Annotated in this window: 15 protein-coding genes; 7 read left to right on the plus strand and 8 right to left on the minus strand. The window is 65.1% G+C overall.

What is annotated here, in order from left to right; all coding sequences use genetic code 11:
- Positions 1-99: 99 nt before the first annotated feature.
- The 7 genes from ACQ4MJ_RS13340 to ACQ4MJ_RS13370 form a co-directional block, all read right to left on the minus strand.
- A complete protein-coding gene (locus ACQ4MJ_RS13340) occupies positions 100-1,053 on the minus strand; it encodes an NAD(P)H-dependent flavin oxidoreductase (protein ID WP_431152369.1) in 954 nt (317 codons plus the stop codon).
- A gap of 137 nt (positions 1,054-1,190) precedes the next feature.
- On the minus strand, positions 1,191-2,981 hold the full coding sequence (locus ACQ4MJ_RS13345) for an acyl-CoA dehydrogenase (RefSeq protein WP_431152368.1): 1,791 nt from the start codon (positions 2,979-2,981) through the stop codon (positions 1,191-1,193).
- 76 nt (positions 2,982-3,057) lie between these two features.
- Positions 3,058-3,990 carry an electron transfer flavoprotein subunit alpha/FixB family protein gene (locus ACQ4MJ_RS13350; RefSeq protein WP_121507083.1) on the minus strand — a complete coding sequence of 311 codons (933 nt, stop codon included), beginning with the start codon at positions 3,988-3,990 and terminating at the stop codon, positions 3,058-3,060.
- Positions 3,991-4,740 (minus strand): electron transfer flavoprotein subunit beta/FixA family protein, encoded by a 750-nt coding sequence (locus ACQ4MJ_RS13355; RefSeq protein ID WP_431151909.1) that lies wholly within the window; start codon positions 4,738-4,740, stop codon positions 3,991-3,993.
- 217 nt (positions 4,741-4,957) lie between these two features.
- The gene (locus tag ACQ4MJ_RS13360) at positions 4,958-6,292 is read right to left on the minus strand and encodes a mechanosensitive ion channel family protein (RefSeq protein WP_431152367.1); all 1,335 of its coding nucleotides are present in this window, start codon (positions 6,290-6,292) and stop codon (positions 4,958-4,960) included.
- Positions 6,293-6,297: 5 nt separating this feature from the next.
- The gene (locus ACQ4MJ_RS13365) at positions 6,298-7,089 is read right to left on the minus strand and encodes an enoyl-CoA hydratase (RefSeq protein WP_431152366.1); all 792 of its coding nucleotides are present in this window, start codon (positions 7,087-7,089) and stop codon (positions 6,298-6,300) included.
- A 161-nt stretch (positions 7,090-7,250) separates the two neighbouring features.
- Positions 7,251-8,204: a histone deacetylase family protein gene (locus ACQ4MJ_RS13370; RefSeq protein ID WP_176888873.1), complete on the minus strand. Its 954-nt coding sequence runs from the start codon at positions 8,202-8,204 to the stop codon at positions 7,251-7,253.
- Between the two features lie 53 nt (positions 8,205-8,257).
- Here ACQ4MJ_RS13370 and ACQ4MJ_RS13375 point away from each other — a divergent pair, with 53 nt between their 5' ends.
- From ACQ4MJ_RS13375 to ACQ4MJ_RS13400, 6 genes are all read left to right on the plus strand, one after another.
- A complete protein-coding gene (locus tag ACQ4MJ_RS13375; RefSeq protein ID WP_010460095.1) occupies positions 8,258-9,178 on the plus strand; it encodes an AAA family ATPase in 921 nt (306 codons plus the stop codon).
- 3 nt (positions 9,179-9,181) lie between these two features.
- On the plus strand, positions 9,182-10,237 hold the full coding sequence (locus ACQ4MJ_RS13380) for a DUF58 domain-containing protein (RefSeq protein WP_121419432.1): 1,056 nt from the start codon (positions 9,182-9,184) through the stop codon (positions 10,235-10,237).
- A gap of 112 nt (positions 10,238-10,349) precedes the next feature.
- On the plus strand, positions 10,350-12,377 hold the full coding sequence (locus ACQ4MJ_RS13385; RefSeq protein WP_431152365.1) for a transglutaminase TgpA family protein: 2,028 nt from the start codon (positions 10,350-10,352) through the stop codon (positions 12,375-12,377).
- Between the two features lie 137 nt (positions 12,378-12,514).
- Complete coding sequence (gene mltB / locus ACQ4MJ_RS13390; protein WP_431152364.1) at positions 12,515-13,591, plus strand: lytic murein transglycosylase B; 1,077 nt, start codon at positions 12,515-12,517, stop codon at positions 13,589-13,591.
- Positions 13,592-13,807: 216 nt separating this feature from the next.
- A complete protein-coding gene (locus ACQ4MJ_RS13395) occupies positions 13,808-14,800 on the plus strand; it encodes an ABC transporter ATP-binding protein (RefSeq protein ID WP_431152363.1) in 993 nt (330 codons plus the stop codon).
- Positions 14,801-14,805: 5 nt separating this feature from the next.
- Positions 14,806-15,567: an ABC transporter permease gene (locus ACQ4MJ_RS13400; protein ID WP_431153068.1), complete on the plus strand. Its 762-nt coding sequence runs from the start codon at positions 14,806-14,808 to the stop codon at positions 15,565-15,567.
- 70 nt (positions 15,568-15,637) lie between these two features.
- Here the strand turns inward: ACQ4MJ_RS13400 and ACQ4MJ_RS13405 are convergent, their stop codons facing one another.
- Positions 15,638-16,984 (minus strand): branched-chain amino acid ABC transporter substrate-binding protein, encoded by a 1,347-nt coding sequence (locus tag ACQ4MJ_RS13405; protein ID WP_431152362.1) that lies wholly within the window; start codon positions 16,982-16,984, stop codon positions 15,638-15,640.
- Positions 16,985-17,076: 92 nt separating this feature from the next.
- Between ACQ4MJ_RS13405 and ACQ4MJ_RS13410 the strand changes: the two genes are divergently transcribed.
- Positions 17,077-17,469, plus strand: a complete 393-nt coding sequence (locus ACQ4MJ_RS13410) for an Hsp20/alpha crystallin family protein (protein ID WP_431152361.1) — start codon at positions 17,077-17,079, stop codon at positions 17,467-17,469.
- Positions 17,470-17,476: the final 7 nt, after the last annotated feature.

A 17,476-nucleotide genomic window follows, 5' to 3' on the forward strand; every position in this document is an offset into this window, starting at 1 on the left:
CACACCAGGCGCACTGCGGGCGAATGAAGCCCTCTTGCCCAAGGCCACCACGCCCTGGGCAGCGGCGGCGGTGTGGAGCCCAAAAAGCTCAGCGCAGCATCAGAGCTTGAGGCGCGCGCGCGCAGCCTCGTACTCGCGGCGCAGCTTGCCCACCAGCTCGGCGGTGCTGGTCACGGCGTTGATGACACCAATGCCCTGGCCGCAGCCCCAGATGTCTTTCCAGGCCTTCTTGGCATCGCCGCCAAAGTTCATCTTGCTGGGGTCGGACTCGGGCAGGTTGTCGGGGTCCATGCCCGCAGCGCGAATCGACGGAGCCAGGTAGTTGCCGTGCACGCCGGTGAACAGGTTGCTGTAGACGATGTCGTCGGAGTTGCCGTCCACGATGGCCTGCTTGTAGGCATCGCTGGCGCGCGCTTCGTGCGTGGCGATGAAGGCCGAGCCGATGTAGCCAAAGTCTGCACCCATGGCCTGCGCGGCCAGCACTGCGTCGCCGCTGGCGATGGAACCACTCAGCGCTACGGGGCCGTCGAACCACTGGCGGATTTCCTGGATGAGCGCAAACGGGCTCTTCACACCCGCATGGCCGCCCGCACCGGCGGCCACAGCGATCAGGCCATCGGCGCCCTTTTCAATCGCCTTGTGGGCAAACTTGTTGTTGATGATGTCGTGCAGCACGATGCCACCCCAGGCATGCACAGCCTGGTTCACATCCTCGCGCGCGCCCAGGCTGGTAATGATGATCGGCACCTTGTACTTGGCGCACACCTGCATGTCGTGCTCCAGCCGGTCGTTGCTCTTGTGCACGATCTGGTTGATGGCAAAAGGCGCGGCCGGCTTGTCGGGGTTGGCCTTGTTGTAGGCAGCCAGCGTCTCCGTGATCTCGGCCAGCCATTCGTCGAGCAGCTCAGCGGGGCGGGCATTGAGCGCGGGCATGGAGCCCACCACACCCGCCTTGCACTGCTCAATGACGAGCTTGGGGTTGCTGATGATGAACAGCGGCGAGCCGATGACAGGCAGCGAGAGGTTTTGCAGCGCGGCGGGCAGTTTGGACATGGCAACAACTTCCTGAACAGGTTTTTGGATGAAATAGGGCTCTAGCGCTTATTCATCAAGCGCTAACAGCTATCATTTTTATATCAATGAGCTGCCCGCTCTGCGGGCAGTCCGTCTCCTCACAACACGCTCAACCTTCAAAAGGCTTCCAGCGCCAACTCGGTAACGCTGGCCGCGCCTTCCACAATGCTGTCGCGCAGGCCCGGGGCCTTCACCAGGATGTGATCAGCGTAGAACTGGGCCGTAGTGATTTTTGCGCGCATGAACGCTTCGTCCTGTCCCTTTTGCAACAGGTCCTGTGCCACCAGCAGGCTGCGCGCCAGCTGCCAGCCCGCCACCACATTGCCCGCCAGCATCAGGTAAGGCACGCTGCCCGCAAACACGGCATTGGGCTGGGCCTTGGTGCCACCGGCTACAAAGTCGATCACGTCGAGCAGCGCCTTGCGCGCCGCCGTGAGGCGCTTGGCCACTGCCAGCGCGGCGGGGGTGCCGCTGGCCAACAGATCGGCCTCGGTCTTCTCGATCTGTGCGGCGATGCCCTTGGCGGTCTGGCCGCCGTCACGCGCCGTCTTGCGGCCCACGAGGTCGTTGGCCTGGATGGCCGTGGTGCCTTCGTAGATGGTCAGGATCTTGGCGTCGCGGTAGTACTGCGCCGCGCCGGTTTCTTCGATGAAACCCATGCCACCATGCACCTGCACGCCCAGGCTGGTCACTTCCAGGCTGGTCTCGGTGCTGTAGCCCTTGACCAGCGGCACCATGAATTCATAGAACGCTTGGTTCTGCTTGCGCGTTTCCGCATCGGGGTGGTGGTGGGCAGCATCGAACGCTGCTGCGGCCACGGTGGCCATGGCACGGCAGCCTTCCACGGTGGCGCGCATCGTCATCAGCATGCGCTTCACATCGGGGTGGTGGATGATGGCGGCGCTGGCGTTGATGCTGCCGTCCACGGGGCGGCTCTGCACGCGGTCTTTGGCGTACTGCACAGCCTTCTGGTAGGCGCGCTCGGAAATCGCAATGCCCTGCATGCCCACGGCGTAGCGGGCCGCGTTCATCATGATGAACATGTATTCGAGTCCGCGGTTCTCCTGGCCCACGAGGTAGCCCACGGCGCCGCCATGGTCGCCAAACTGCAGCACGGCCGTGGGGCTGGCCTTGATGCCCAGCTTGTGCTCGATGCTCACGCAATGGGCGTCATTCCGCGCGCCCAGGCTTCCATCCTTGTTGACCATGAACTTGGGCACCACGAACAGGCTGATGCCCTTGACGCCCTCAGGCGCGCCCTGCACGCGGGCCAGCACCAGATGGATGATGTTCTCGGCCATGTCGTGCTCACCATAGGTGATGAAGATCTTGGTGCCGAAAATCTTGTACGTCCCGTCGGGCTGGGGTTCGGCGCGCGTGCGCACCAGGGCCAGGTCTGAGCCCGCCTGGGGTTCGGTCAGGTTCATGGTGCCGGTCCATTCGCCGGTCACCAGTTTTTCAAGATACGTGGCCTTGAGCTCGTCACTGCCTGCGGTGAGCAGCGCCTCAATGGCGCCATCGGTCAGCAGCGGGCACAGCGCAAAGCTCATGTTGGCGCTGTTGGTCATCTCGATGCAGGCCGCGCCGATGGTCTTGGGCAGGCCCTGGCCGCCAAAGTCGGCCGGGTGCTGCAGGCCTTGCCAGCCGCCTTCGCCATATTGGCGGAAGGCTTCCTTGAAACCGGGGGTGGTGGTGACCACGCCGGATTGAAAGCTCGATGGATTCTTGTCGCCTTCCCAGTTGAGCGGCGACAGCACCCCTTCATTGAACTTGGCGCACTCTTCCAGCACGGCAGCCGCCGTGTCCAGGCCGGCGTCTTCAAAGCCGGGAATCTGCGCAATCTGTTCAATGTTGGCTAGGTGCTCGATGGCGAACAGCATGTCCTTGACGGGGGCGGTGTAGCTCATGGGTGTCTCCGGGAAAGCAAAATTTCGTCAAAAAAAAGGCATCGCGAGCGATGCCTTTGTGCGCACAGGGGCGTTCTTACAGGGCCTTGACCAGTTCTGGCACGGCCGTGAACAGATCCGCTTCCAGCCCATAGTCGGCCACGCTGAAGATCGGTGCCTCAGGGTCCTTGTTGATCGCCACGATCACCTTGGAATCCTTCATGCCCGCCAAATGCTGGATGGCGCCCGAGATACCCGCTGCGATGTACAGCTGCGGCGCCACGATCTTGCCGGTCTGGCCCACTTGCCAGTCGTTGGGGGCGTAGCCTGCGTCCACTGCGGCGCGGCTGGCACCCAAAGCGGCGCCCAGCTTGTCGGCCAGCGGCGTCATCACTTCGTCGAACTTTTCCTTGCTGCCGAGGGCTCGGCCACCGGAGACGATGATCTTGGCGGCCGTGAGTTCGGGGCGGTCGCTCTTGGCGATTTCGCTGCCCATGAAGCTGCTCTTGCCAGCGTCTGCGGTGGCTGCGGCGGTTTCAACGGCTGCGGAACCGCCCGTGGCGGCTGCGGCGTCAAAGCCCGTGGCGCGCACGGTGATGACCTTTACGCTGTCTGCGCTTTGCACGGTGGCAATGGCGTTGCCGGCGTAGATGGGGCGCTCGAAGGTGTCGGCAGAAATCACCTTGGTGATGTCGCTGACCTGCGCCACGTCCAGCTTGGCGGCCACGCGGGGGGCCACGTTGCGGCCGCTGGCGGTGGCGGGGAACAGGATGTGGCTGTAGTTGCCTGCGATGGCGAGCACTTGCGCGGCCACGTTCTCGGCCAGGCCGTGTTCCAGGCCAGGGGCGTCGGCGTGGATGACCTTGGCGACACCGGCGATCTGGGCGGCTGCGGCGGCGGCTGCACCGGCGTTGTGGCCAGCCACCAGCACGTGCACGTCGCCACCGCAGGCCACAGCGGCCGTCACGGTGTTCAGCGTGGCGCCCTTGATGGACGCGTTGTTGTGTTCAGCAATAACGAGTACCGACATTTAGATCACCTTCGCTTCGTTCTTGAGTTTCTCGACCAGAGCGGCCACGTCGGCCACCTTGATGCCAGCACCGCGCTTGGCGGGCTCGGTCACCTTGAGGGTCTTCAGGCGCGGGGCCACGTCCACGCCGAGGTCTTCGGGCTTGACGGTATCGAGCTGCTTTTTCTTGGCCTTCATGATGTTGGGCAAGGTGACGTAGCGGGGCTCGTTCAGGCGCAGGTCGGTGGTGATGACCGCTGGCAGTGTCAGCGCCAAGGTTTCCAGGCCGCCGTCCACTTCACGCGTCACGCTGACCTTGTCGGCCGTCAGTTCGACCTTGTTGGCGAACGTGGCCTGGGGCAGGTCTGCCAGGGCCGCGAGCATCTGGCCGGTCTGGTTGGCGTCGTCGTCGATGGCTTGTTTGCCCAGGATGATGAGACCGGGCTGCTCTTTGTCCACCAGGGCCTTGAGGATCTTGGCAACGGCCAGGGGCTGCAGCTCGACGTCGGTTTCCACCAGGATGGCGCGGTCTGCACCGATGGCCATGGCAGTGCGCAGGGTTTCCTGGCACTGGGCCACGCCGCAGGAGACTGCGATGACTTCGGTCACCAGGCCTTTTTCTTTCAGGCGCACGGCCTCTTCAACGGCGATTTCGTCAAAGGGGTTCATGCTCATCTTCACGTTGGCGATGTCCACACCCGTGTTGTCCGACTTCACGCGGACCTTCACGTTGTAGTCCACCACGCGCTTGACAGGGACCAAGACCTTCATTGCTGCGGCTCCTAGAGTTGGTTGAATTGACGTTTACGTAAACTGGAACATTCTATGCGGCACTGCAACGAAAGCGCTACGGGCCCAGCACACAGATCACACGATTAGAAAAAAGAACGATCGTGCTTTTTGTGGATTATAGGCGAGTGGGCGCAGTACCTGTCTAGAGTTTGCTGTCGCCTTGGGCAACCTGCAGCTGCCGGACAAGCGGGCAAGGCTACTCAGAACCCGCCAGTGCGCGGCCCACCGCCGCATTCGACACAGCAGGGGGCAGTGCTCCCTCGACCTGCACATGCATGACCCGCTGCGGATAAGGGATTTCGATCTTGTGGGCGCGCAGTGCACTCAGGATGGCGCGGTTGATCTCCGAGCGCAGGCCCAGCGAACCGTTCTCGGGGTCGGCAATCCAGAAGCCCACGGTGAACTCCAGCCCATCGGCACCAAACGCCGACAAGGACACACTGGGCGCCGGATCGCGCAGCACACGGCTGCTGGCAAAGGCGGCCTCGCCCAGCAGCCGCGTCACCAGGTCCACATCGCTGTCATAACCCACGCTCACCACGGTGGACAACCAGACGCGGGGGTCCGCCAGCGACAGGTTTTCCACCCGCTGGATGATCAGCATCTCATTGGGCACGATGGACTCGCGGCCCGTGGACGAGCGCACCACCGTGTAGCGCGCATTGATATCGGTGATGCGCCCCTCAAAATTGTCCACCCGCACATTGTCACCAATGCGCATGCTGCGCTCGGCCAGGATCACAAAACCGCTCACATAGTTGGACGCCAGCTTCTGCAGGCCAAAGCCAATCCCCACCCCCACAGCGCCGCCCAGCACAGACAACGCGGTCAGGTCAATGCCCACGGCCGACAGGGCCATGATGAGCCCGACGAAGATCAGCAGCGCCCGCACGGCATTGCTCACCGCCTTGCGCAGCGACAGCTCGGCCCCGGTGGCCGAGCGCAGCAGGCGCGACTCGATGGCGGCAGATATCCACAGCGCGATCAGCAGCACGGCAGCAGCCGTCAGTGCCCCTTCAATCATGGTGCGCACCGACAGCGTGGCGCCTCCCACCTTCCAGTGGATCTGGTCCAGCTCTTCGAGCACCAAGGGCAAGAGCCCTGTGACCCACAGCACCATGCCCAGCCAGGCCAGCCACGAGATGGAACGTTCAATCGGCCGCACCCAGGCGGCATCCGGGTAGGCCACCTGCAGCACCTTCACCCCGATGCGGATGACCACCAGCGACACCAGCACCGGCACGGCGACCTTGAACACGGCCAGCGGAACCCACTGCAGCAGCACGGTGCGCGCCACATAAGCCAGGCACAGCAACGCCAGCGGAAACAGTGCGCCATCGACAATCCGCGTGCCGAACAGGATGGAGCGCGGGTCACCCCGGTGCAGCCCACGCTGCAGCAGCGACACCAGCAACCAGGCCAGGCCCAGGCAGGCAGCCAGGGCGGCAAATTCCACCAGCACCGTGGGTCGAAGAAACGCCTCGGCCCAGCGGCCCACATCTTCCAGCATGGGGGTTTCTGTCGTGGCCATGGCTCTCAGCGCTTCCAGGTAGGCTGGCGCTTTTCGGCGAAGGCGCGCGCACCCTCTTGCGCGGCGGCGTCCATCATGTTGGTGGCCATGGTCTGGCCCGCCAGCTGGTAGGCCGCATCGATGCCCAGCTCCCGCTGCTGGTACACCAGCGCCTTGCCCATGGCTACGGCCACGCGGGGCTTTTGCAGGATGGACTCCACCAACTTTTCGACCTCGGCATCCAGCGCATCGGCGGGCACCACACGGTTCACCACACCCTGCGCCAGCGCGGTGGGCGCATCGATGAAATCGCCGGTGACCAACATTTCCATAGCCCGCTTGGCGGGCACATTGCGCACGAGCGGCACGCTCGGCGTTGCGCAGAACAGACCGTAGTGAATACCACTGGTGGCAAAGCTGGCGCTGTCGGCCGCTACCGCCAGGTCGCACTGCGCCACCAGCTGGCAGCCCGCCGCCGTCGCCATGCCCTGCACCCTGGCGATCACGGGTACTGGCAGCTTGTGGATGGTCAGCATCATGCGGCTGCATTGCGCAAACAGCTTCTGGTAGTACGCCAGCTCCGGGTTCGCCGCCATGTCCTTGAGGTTGTGCCCGGCACAGAAGGCTTTGCCTGCTGCGGCCAGCACCACCACCCGCACGGACTCGTCGCGGCCCGCATCGTCCAGCGCCTGTTGCAGCGCAGAGAGCATCTCTGCACCCAGCGCGTTGAAGCGGGCCGGGTCGTTCAGGGTCAAGGTGACCACGCCGCGGGCGTCGCGGGTGGTTGTCAGCACATCATCGAAGTTCTTTGTCGTCATAGTTTGCTCCTCTCAGCCATCTGCACGCCGACTGAAACTGGCACTGCCCAGGCGGGGGGCCGCCGCGCAAGGGCCGCCCCGCCGCGCTGGCGGCGTCCCCCTTCCGCATCGCGCAGCGATGCAAGAGAAGGGGGAAGCGGCGAAGCCGCTCAGGGGGTTGGTCACAAATCCGCGAGGACCCGCAAATGTGCCTCCACACTGCGCGCCAGCGGCCCCATCACATAGCCGCCCTCCAGGCACGACACGATGCGGCCCTTGGCATAGCGGCGGGCCACGTCCTTCACGCGCTGGGTGATCCAGGCGTAATCCTGCTCGGTCAGGCCCAGCTGGCCCATGTCGTCCTCGCGGTGGCCGTCAAAACCCGCACTCACAAAAATCATCTCGGGCTTGAAGGCTTCCAGCCGGGGCATCCACATCATTTCGATGATCTCGCGGATGTCCATGCCCCGCGTGTAGGCGGGCACGGGCACGTTGACCATGTTCGGGGCGGGATCATGGTCGCCGCTGTAGGGGTAGAACGGGTGCTGGAAGATGCTGACCATCAGCGCCCGGGGGTCATTGGCCAGGATGTCCTCGGTGCCATTGCCGTGGTGCACGTCAAAGTCCACCACCGCCACGCGCTGCAGGTTGTAGCGCTGCAGCGCATATTTGGCCGCAACGGCCACGTTGTTGAAAAAGCAGAAACCCATGGCCTTGTCGCGGCAGGCATGGTGGCCGGGGGGGCGCACCGAGCAGAACGCGTTTTCCACCTCGCCCGCCATCACGGCATCGGTGGCGGCCAGTGCCGCCCCCGCAGCGCGCAGCGACGCCTTCCAGGTGTGGGCGTTGATGGAAGTGTCGGTGTCGATCTGCGCGTAGTTGGGGCCGCCAGCCATCAGCTCTTCGTTGAGCCGGTCTGACAGGCCGCGCAACGCCGCAATGTGCATGCGGCCGTGGGCCAGCTCGATGTCGGCCAGCGAGGCCTCGGGGGCGTCGTAGCGCTCCAGCGCGTCGGCCACGCCGGTGATCAGCAAGCGATCCTCAATGGCGTCCAGCCGTTCGGGGCATTCGGGGTGGCCCGGGCCCATCTCGTGCTTCCAACAATCCCGATGGGTGAAATAGCCCGTCTTGCTCACAGTCTTGTCCCCGCGTGTCGCATTTTTCTCAATTTTTCGGATAACGTCATGCCATGAACGCACAGCACAAAATCAAATCACTTCTGGATCAGCTTAACACGGTGATCGTGGGCAAACAGGCCCAGGTCCAGGACTGCGTGGCCTGCCTGCTGGCGGGGGGGCACCTGCTGATCGAAGACGTGCCCGGGGTGGGCAAGACCACCCTGGCCCACGCCTTGTCACGCACCTTCGGCCTGCAGTTCTCGCGCGTGCAGTTCACGGCCGACCTGATGCCCAGCGACCTGACCGGCGTGTCGGTGTACGAACGCGGCAAGGAAGCCTTCGTGTTCCACCCCGGCCCGGTGTTTGCCCAGGTGCTGCTGGCCGACGAAATCAACCGCGCCAGCCCCAAGACGCAGAGCGCGCTGCTCGAAGCCATGGAAGAAAAGCAGGTGTCGGTGGAGGGCGAAACCCGCGCCCTGCCCCACCCGTTCTTCGTGATCGCCACGCAGAACCCGCACGACCAGCTGGGCACCTTCGCGCTGCCCGAGTCGCAGCTCGACCGCTTTTTGATGCGCATCTCCATCGGCTACCCCGACCGCGCCGCCGAACGTGTGCTGCTGGCGGGCGCGGACCGGCGCGACATGGTGGACACCATGCTGCCCCTGCTGTCCGACGAGGAACTGGCCGAGCTGCAGCGCCAGGTGCAGGCCATCCACACGGCCGATCCGCTGCTCAACTATGTCCAGGACCTGATTGCGGCCACCCGCTCGGGCCGGTGGTTTCTGCAAGGGCTCTCGCCCCGCGCGGGCATTGCCCTGGTGCGCGCGGCCAAGGCGCAGGCCCTCATCAGCGGGCGCGACTATGTGGCGCCCGATGATGTGCAGGCGGTGCTGCCCCAGACCATTGCCCACCGCCTGGTGCCCGTGGGCGACGCCGGACGCGGCGCGGTGGAGCAGGTGCGCGCGATGGTCGAAGCGGTTCCGTTGCCCTGACCCATGGAATCCGCCACCCCACCGCCCCTCCCACCTCTTGCGCGCTGGCGCAGCTTGGCCGCCACGCTCAACCCATTTGCGCCGCTGCGCCGCCGCTTCCAGCGCTGGTGGCAGGCGCGCCTGCCGCTGAGCGACACGCTGGCGCTCACGCAGCGCAATGTCTACATCCTGCCCACCGGTTCGGGCTGGATGCTGGCGTTGACGCTGATCGTGCTGCTCATCGCGTCCATCAACTACCAGCTCAACCTGGGCTACCTGCTCACCTTTTTGCTGGCGGGCAGTGCGGTGATCGGCATGCACATCTGCCACGCCAACCTGCGCGGCCTGACCCTGCACCTGAAAGCACCCGAGCCGCACTTCATGGGCAGCAGCACCGCGTTTGACATCCAGCTGTCCAGCGAGCGCAAGACCCCGCGCTACGGCATCGCCCTGTCGGTGCACGGCACGGGCAAGGAGGCGCAAAAGGAACCCCATCATTGGGCCTGGACCGACGTGCCAGCGCAAGGGCAGTCCAGCGTGCAAGTCGCTTTCAAGCCCGAGCGCCGGGGCCTGCACCGCGTGCCTACGCTGACGGCTGAGACCCGCTTTCCGCTGGGTACCTTCCGCGTCTGGACCTACTGGCGCCCCGCGGCCCAGGTGCTGGTCTACCCCGCGCCCGAAACCCCGACGCCGCCCCTGCCGTCTGGCGAACCGCGCGCGGGCGGAGCGGGCAACACGCCCACACAGGGCATTGGCGAATTCGACGGTGTGCGCGCCTACCGCCGGGGCGATCCGCTCAAGCTCGTGGTCTGGAAGAAGGCCGCCAAGTCGCTGGCCACTGGCACCGACGACCTGGTGAGCCGCGACGCCCAGCAGGCCCAGCGGCACGAGCTGTGGCTGGACCTGGCCCGTGCCTCACTGCCCGACCACGAGGCCCGCATCTCGCGCCTCACCGCCTGGGTGCTGCAGGCCGACCGGCTGGGGCTGGACTATGGCCTGCGCCTGCCGGGTGTGGAGATCGCCCCGGACACGGGGGCGGCCCATCGCAGAAATTGTCTGGAGGCACTGGCTTTGTGCTGATTCGTCCCTCAAAATTTAGATCAGACTGGCACCTTGCGCTTGCTAGAAAAGCGCAGAAAGCTACATTTTTGATAGCAAATCAATCACCACCTGTCAGGCGTGCCCCCTTGCCATGAACCTGCGACAGACCCTTGTTTCCCTGCCTCGCGACGCCCGCGACACGCTTTTTCTGCTGTTCGTGATCGTCTGGGTGATCGCGCCGCAGGTGTCCAACCTGCCAGTGTGGACCAGCCTGCTGGCTGGCGGCCTGCTGCTGTGGCGCGGCTGGCTGGCCTGGACGGGCCGCCCCCTGCCCGGCCGCTGGACAGTGGCCGCCCTGCTCCTGGTAGCGGTGGCAGGCACACTGTTCACGCACCGCACCATCCTCGGGCGGGATGCGGGTGTCACCCTCATCGTCATGCTGCTCGCCCTCAAGATGCTGGAGCTGCGCGCACGCCGCGATGCCATGGTGGTGTTCTTCCTGGGCTTCTTCACGATGCTCAGCAATTTCTTCTTCTCGCAATCTCTGCTGACTGCCGCCGCCATGCTGGTGGCGCTGCTGGGGCTGCTCATGGCACTGGTCAATGCCCACATGCCGGTAGGGCGCCCGCCGCTGGCGCAGACCTTTCGCATGGCGGGCACCATGGCCCTGCTGGGCGCGCCCATCATGGTGGCGCTGTTCATGCTGTTCCCACGCATGTCACCGTTGTGGGGCATGCCCGGCGAAAACCCCTCCGGGCGTAGCGGCCTGTCGGGCACGATGAAGATCGGGGACATGGCCGAGATCGCACTGGATGAGCGGGTGGCCATCCGCCTGCGCTTTGAGGGGGCGCCCACCGATGTGCCTGCGCAATCCACGCTGTACTTTCGTGGGCCCGTCATGACCGCGTTCGATGGCCGGGAATGGCAGGCCGAGCCCTTCCGCGAAGACAGCGCCTGGGCCGCACGTGCAGCCCTGCCCGCCAATCTGCAGGTCAGCGGCCCGGCGGTGCGCTATGAGGTGACGCTCGAACCCCAGCGCCAGCCCTGGCTGATGGTGCTGGAGGCCACCCCCGAGGCGCCCCAGCTGCCCAACAACATGCAGGCCTACATGACGCAGGATCTGCAGTGGATGACGGCACGTCCCATCACCGAGGTGATGCGCTACCAGGCCGTGAGCTACCCCGAGTTCCGCCACGGCCCCCAGCAGTCGGTGCGGCAACTGCGCGTATACACCGAGCTGCCGCCCGGCTTCAATCCGCGCACCCTGGAGCTGGCGGCACAGATGCGGGCAGACCCTGCACTGGCCAACGCCCGCACGGAAGTTCTGGTCAATGCCGTCCTGCAACGCCTGCGCACAGGGGGCTACAACTACTCCCTCGATCCAGGCGTCTTTGGCGAGCACACCGCCGACGAGTTCTGGTTTGACCGCAAGGAAGGCTTTTGCGAACACATTGCCTCGGCCTTCGTGGTGCTGATGCGCGCGATGGATGTGCCAGCACGCATCGTCACGGGCTATCAGGGCGGCGAGCGCAACCCCGTCGATGGCTACTGGACGGTGCGCAACGCCGATGCCCATGCCTGGTCCGAAGTCTGGATGGAGGGGCGTGGCTGGGTGCGTGTAGATCCCACAGGCGCCGTCTCGCCGAACCGCGTGGGCCAGTTCCAGCGTTTGCGCGCGCCCCAGGGTGCGTTCGCCAACGCCCTGGGCACCCTCAGCCCGGGCATGGTGCAGAACCTGCGGGCCGTGTGGGAAGCCGTCAACAACGGCTGGAACCAGTGGGTGCTCAACTACACCCAGAGCCGCCAGATGGACCTGCTCAAGGCGCTGGGGTTTGAATCTCCGAGCTGGCAGGACCTCACCACCGTGCTGGGCAGCCTGGTCATCGCGGCTGCACTGGGCGGCATGGGCTGGAGCCTTTGGGAACGTGCCCAGCACGACCCCTGGCTGCGGCTGCTGGCCCGCACGCGCCAGCGCCTGGCGCGCGCCGGCCTGACGCTGCCCGAAACCCTGCCCCCTCGCGCCATGGCCGAACGGGTGCGCGCGCACTTCGGCCCGCAGGCTGCTGGGGTGGCAGACTGGCTGCTGCGGCTGGAACGCCTGCGCTACGCCCCCCACCCCGACACCGAACTGGGAGCCCTGCGGCGCGAGTTTCGCGCACTGCCCTGGCCAAACCGATGAATCCCCCCTGAGCGGCTTCGCCGCTTCCCCCCAAGGGGACGATGCCCTTGCTGCGGGGCGGCCCTTGCTTGGCATCCCTGGCCTGGGTCGCGTAGGTTTCGGGGCGCAGGGACAAAACAAAGTAACGAACAACCCAAATGAAGAAGACAGCTCCATGGATCACAACAGCTATATTTTTGATAGCTGCTTGCACACTACCAGTAAGCGCTAGCCCGCAAAAATCCTCCAAAACCAGCATCACAAAGCAAAAGCCAGCCGTGCTCTACGCATCGCGCCCCGAGGCGCTGCAGTTTGCCGATGACCTGGCTGCGCGCCGCGACCTGGACCGCGAATGGGTGCGCCAGGCCATCGGGCAGGCGCATTTTTTGCCGCAGGTGCCCCGGCTCATGCTGCCGCCACCCAAGGGCACGGCCAAGAACTGGCGCGTGTACCGCAGCCGCTTCATCGACCCCATCCGCATCCGCGCAGGCCAGCGGTTCTGGCAGGAGAACCAGGCCATGCTGGAGCGGGCCGAGCGCGAGTACGGCGTGCCTGCCGAGATCATCGTGGGGATCATCGGCGTGGAGACCATCTACGGCCAGCAGATGGGCACGTTCCGCGTGATGGACGCGCTGGCCACGCTGGCGTTTGATTTCCCATCAGCCCATCCTCGCGCCAAGGAGCGCACCGAATTTTTCCGCCGCGAGCTGGAGCAGTTCCTGAGCCTCACCAACCGCAGCAACACCGACCCGTTCGAGCCGCGCGGCAGCTACGCTGGTGCCATGGGCCTGGGACAGTTCATGCCGTCGAGCTGGGTGCGTTACGCCGTGGACTATGACGGCGATGGCCGCGTGGACCTGTTCAACAGCCCGGCCGACGCCATCGGCTCGGTAGCCAACTACTTCCGGGGCCACGGCTGGACGCCGGGCATGCCCACGCACTTTGGCGTGCAGTTCGACACGGCACGGCTGCAGATGGATGACCTGCTGGCGCCCGACATCCTGCCCACCTTCAGCGTGGCCAGCATGCAAGCCAAGGGCGCTGTGCTCGACGCGGCTGGCGTACAACACAACGGCCCGCTCGCGCTGGTGGAGCTGCAAAACGGCGCAGAGGCGCCGAGCTATGTGGCGGGCACCGATAATTTCTACGCCATCACCCGCTACAACTGGTCGAGCTACTACGCGATGGCGGTGATCGAGCTGGGCCGCGAAGTGGCGGCGGCGCGCGCGCGCTGACCCGCGCAGGCGCACCGGGGCGTCTTTTTGGGGGGAGGCGCGGCAGCGCACCGCAGGCCCGGCATGAGGACGGCCGGACGGCCGATGCGGGGTTTGGCGGCGCCTGCAAGCGCGCTTGCGCAAGTCAGTCCACAATGCCCGGCTTGGACCGCTGGCCCGGCAGCCCTGCAGCAGCGGCACACCTCTTTGCCCACCCCCACCCCACCCCTTTTCTTCATGCCTGTATCACCTTCTCCAACGCCCGCTGTGGACGCCATCGTCCGGGTGCGCGGCGTGAGTAAAACCTACGCGGGCGGCTTTCAGGCGCTCAAGAACATCGACCTGGACATCCGGCGCGGCGAGATTTTTGCCCTGCTCGGGCCCAACGGCGCGGGCAAGACCACGCTCATCAGCGTGATCTGCGGCATGAGCAATGCCACGGCCGGCTCCATCACCGCAGACGGCCACGACACCGTGCACGACTACCGAGCCGCCCGCGCGGCCATTGGCCTGGTGCCGCAAGAGCTGCACACCGATTCGTTTGAAACCGTGTGGGCCACCGTCAACTTCAGCCGGGGCCTGTTTGGCAAGGCGCCCAACCCGGCGTTCATCGAGAAGATCCTCAAGGACCTGTCGCTGTGGGACAAGAAGGACAGCAAGATCCTCGCGCTGTCGGGCGGCATGAAGCGCCGCGTGCTGATCGCCAAGGCGCTGTCGCACGAGCCCAAAATCCTGTTCCTGGACGAACCCAGTGCTGGCGTCGACGTGGAGCTGCGCCATGACATGTGGCGCCTGGTACGCGAGTTGCGCGACGCGGGAACCACCATCATCCTCACCACCCACTACATCGAAGAAGCCGAAGACATGGCCGACCGCATCGGTGTGATCCGCAAGGGTGAGCTGATCGTGGTGGAAGACAAGGACGTGCTGATGCGCAAGCTGGGCAAGAAGCAGCTCACGCTCACCCTGCAGCAGCCGATGGACCAAGTGCCCGACGCGCTGGCACGCTGGCCGCTCGTGCTGAGCCAGGGCGGCACCGCGCTGACCTACACCTTCGACACGCAGCAGGAGGACACGGGCATTGCCGCACTGTTGCGCGCACTGGCCGAGCACGGCATTGACTTCAAGGATCTGCACTCCAGCGAAAGCTCGCTGGAAGACATCTTCGTGAGCCTGGTACACCGAGACCGGAACCAGGCCCCCTCCGAACAGAAAGCACCCCAAGCATGACCGGCCTGAACCTGCATGGCGTGCGCGCCATCTACCGCTTCGAGATGAACAGGGCCTTTCGCACCTGGATGCAAAGCCTGATCGCACCGGTGCTCACCACCGCTCTCTACTTCATTGTTTTTGGCTCCGCCATCGGCTCGCGCATGGGCGACATCGGCGGCGTGAGCTACGGCGCCTACATCATCCCCGGGCTGCTCATGCTGTCGCTATTGAGCGAGAGCATTTCCAACTCGGCCTTCGGCATCTACATGCCCAAGTGGTCCGGCACCATCTACGAGTTGCTCAGCGCACCTGTGAACTGGGTGGAGGTGCTGCTGGGCTACGTGGGCGCAGCGGCCAGCAAGTCGCTGCTGGTGTCTGTGCTCATCCTCACCACGGCCCGGGTGTTCGTGCCCTACGAAGTGGCGCACCCGGTGTGGATGGTGGGCTTCCTCGTACTCACCGCCGTCACGTTCTGCCTGTTCGGTTTCATCATCGGCCTGTGGGCCGACAGCTTTCAAAAGCTGCAGGTCATCCCGCTGCTGGTCATCACGCCGCTGACCTTTCTGGGCGGGGCGTTCTACAGCATCAACATGCTGCCACCGTTCTGGCAGACCGTTTCGCTGTTCAACCCGGTGGTCTATCTCATCAGCGGACTGCGCTGGGCGTTTTATGGCCAGGCCGATGTCCACATTGGCGTGAGCACGGGCATGACGCTGGTGTTCATGGCCGCGTGCCTCGTCGTGGTGTGGTGGGTGTTCAAGACGGGGCGCCGCATCCGGCGTTGAGCCCACCGCCCCAAAAACATTCACGCTGAGCCCTTCGGCGGGCTCAGCGTGAACGGTTCAGGACGTGGACTCAATACCGCTGCATGCTGCAGCTGTGCGGCTGCTGCGCCCTGGCAGCAGGAATCTGCCGCACCACGCGAAAGCCGTAGCCCGAGCCTTCCACATCAAACTTCACGCCCGGTGCGCCTTTTTTGTCCATCACGCCCACCACCAGCGCCTGCTGGAACTGGTGGTCCGCTGCGCGCATGCTGCCGCCCTGGCCCGAGAGCCGCACATCGGCCTTCTCCATCTGGCGCGCCACGGCCACGGCGTCGGTGCTGCCCGCACGCTCGATGGACTGGGCAAGGGCCTCCACCATGAGCTGCATGCGCATGTGCACGTAGTCGTCCTGCGGCTTGGGAAAACGCTCGCGGAAAGACTGGTAGAACGCCTCGCTCTGGGCGCCTGGCACATTGGGCAGCCAGTCGGCCACCGCCACCACCTTGCCAATGCCTGCATCGCCCATGGCAGCGGGCGCACCCAGCGCGTTGCCATAGAAGGTGTAGAAGCTGCCCTCGTAGCCCACTTCCCGCGCGGCCTTCACCAGCAGGGTCAGGTCATTGCCCCAGTTGCCTGTGACCACTGCCTGCGCGCCGCTGGTCTTGATCTTGACGGCGTAGGGTGCAAAGTCCTTCACGCGGCCCACCGGGTGCAGCTCGTCGCCCACCACCGCCACATCGGGGCGTTGTGCGGCCAGCTGCTTCTTGGCCTCGCGCAGGACGGCCTGGCCAAAGCTGTAGTCCTGGCCGATGAGGTACACACTTTTGAGGGACTTGTCTTCGCGCATCACATCCATCAGCGCGGCCATGCGCATGTCGGCGTGGGCGTCAAAGCGAAAGTGCCAGAAGCTGCACTTCTCGTTGGTGAGGATGGGGTCCACCGCCGAGTAATTCAGAAAAATCACGCGCTTGTTCGGCTCGCGCTCGTTGTGTTTGTTGATCGCCTCGATCAGCACCGCCGCCGTAGCCGATGAATTGCCCTGCAGGATGACCTGCGCGCCATCGTCGATGGCCGCACGCAGGGCCGACAGCGCCTCTTCGTTCTGGCCCTTGCTGTCGTAGCGCTCCAGCGCCAGCGGGCGGGGGCCACCCGCAGCGGCTGGCAACTGCACGCCACCCCGCGCATTCACACGTTCCATGGCCCAGTAGATGTTGCGGTAAACCGCTTCGCCCGTGTTGGCAAATGCGCCCGACAGGCTTTCGATGAGCGCCACCTTCACGGGCTTGGCCTGCGCCACGGCAGCGGCTGGCGCTGCAGCCTGGGCATGGCTGGCGGACACCGGCAGCAGCACGCAGCACAGCGTGGCTGCTGCGGCCAAAACGGATTGACGTAATGCCGCTGCGCCTGTTTTCAAGCCCACGGAGTGCAATTTATTCATGCCATTTTTCCCTTGAAATGCGGTGTGGCCGCACACACCTCTTTGGCATGCGGCGACCACGTCGAGAGCCGCGCAGTGTATAGGAGTACCCCATGATCTTCGCCCCCGTGATCCGCCGCGCCGCCTACGCCCAAGCACCCCGTTCCGCCGACCAGGCACTGCAGCGTTTTCTGATGGGCACGCTGGCTGACCCCGCTGCCGCACGTTCTGCAGCAGGCTGCACTGTCACGCAGGACGACAAAGCGACCACCTTGCAGCTGGATGTGCCCGGCCTGGCCCGCGAGCAGTTGCAGATCAGCATTGAAGGCAACGTGGTGCGCCTGCAAAGTGTGGAAGGAGCCCCCCGCAAGGTGCAGCGCGCCTGGGAACTGGCGGCCGACATCGATGCCGCCCACAGCAGCGCCAAGCTGGAAAACGGCGTGTTGACGCTGACCCTGGCCAAGGTGGAGCCTGCCAGCAAGGCCACCACGCTCACGATCCACTAACTATTGA

The sequence above is a fragment of the Acidovorax facilis genome, from assembly GCF_050626955.1.
Lineage (GTDB): Bacteria > Pseudomonadota > Gammaproteobacteria > Burkholderiales > Burkholderiaceae_C > Acidovorax > Acidovorax facilis.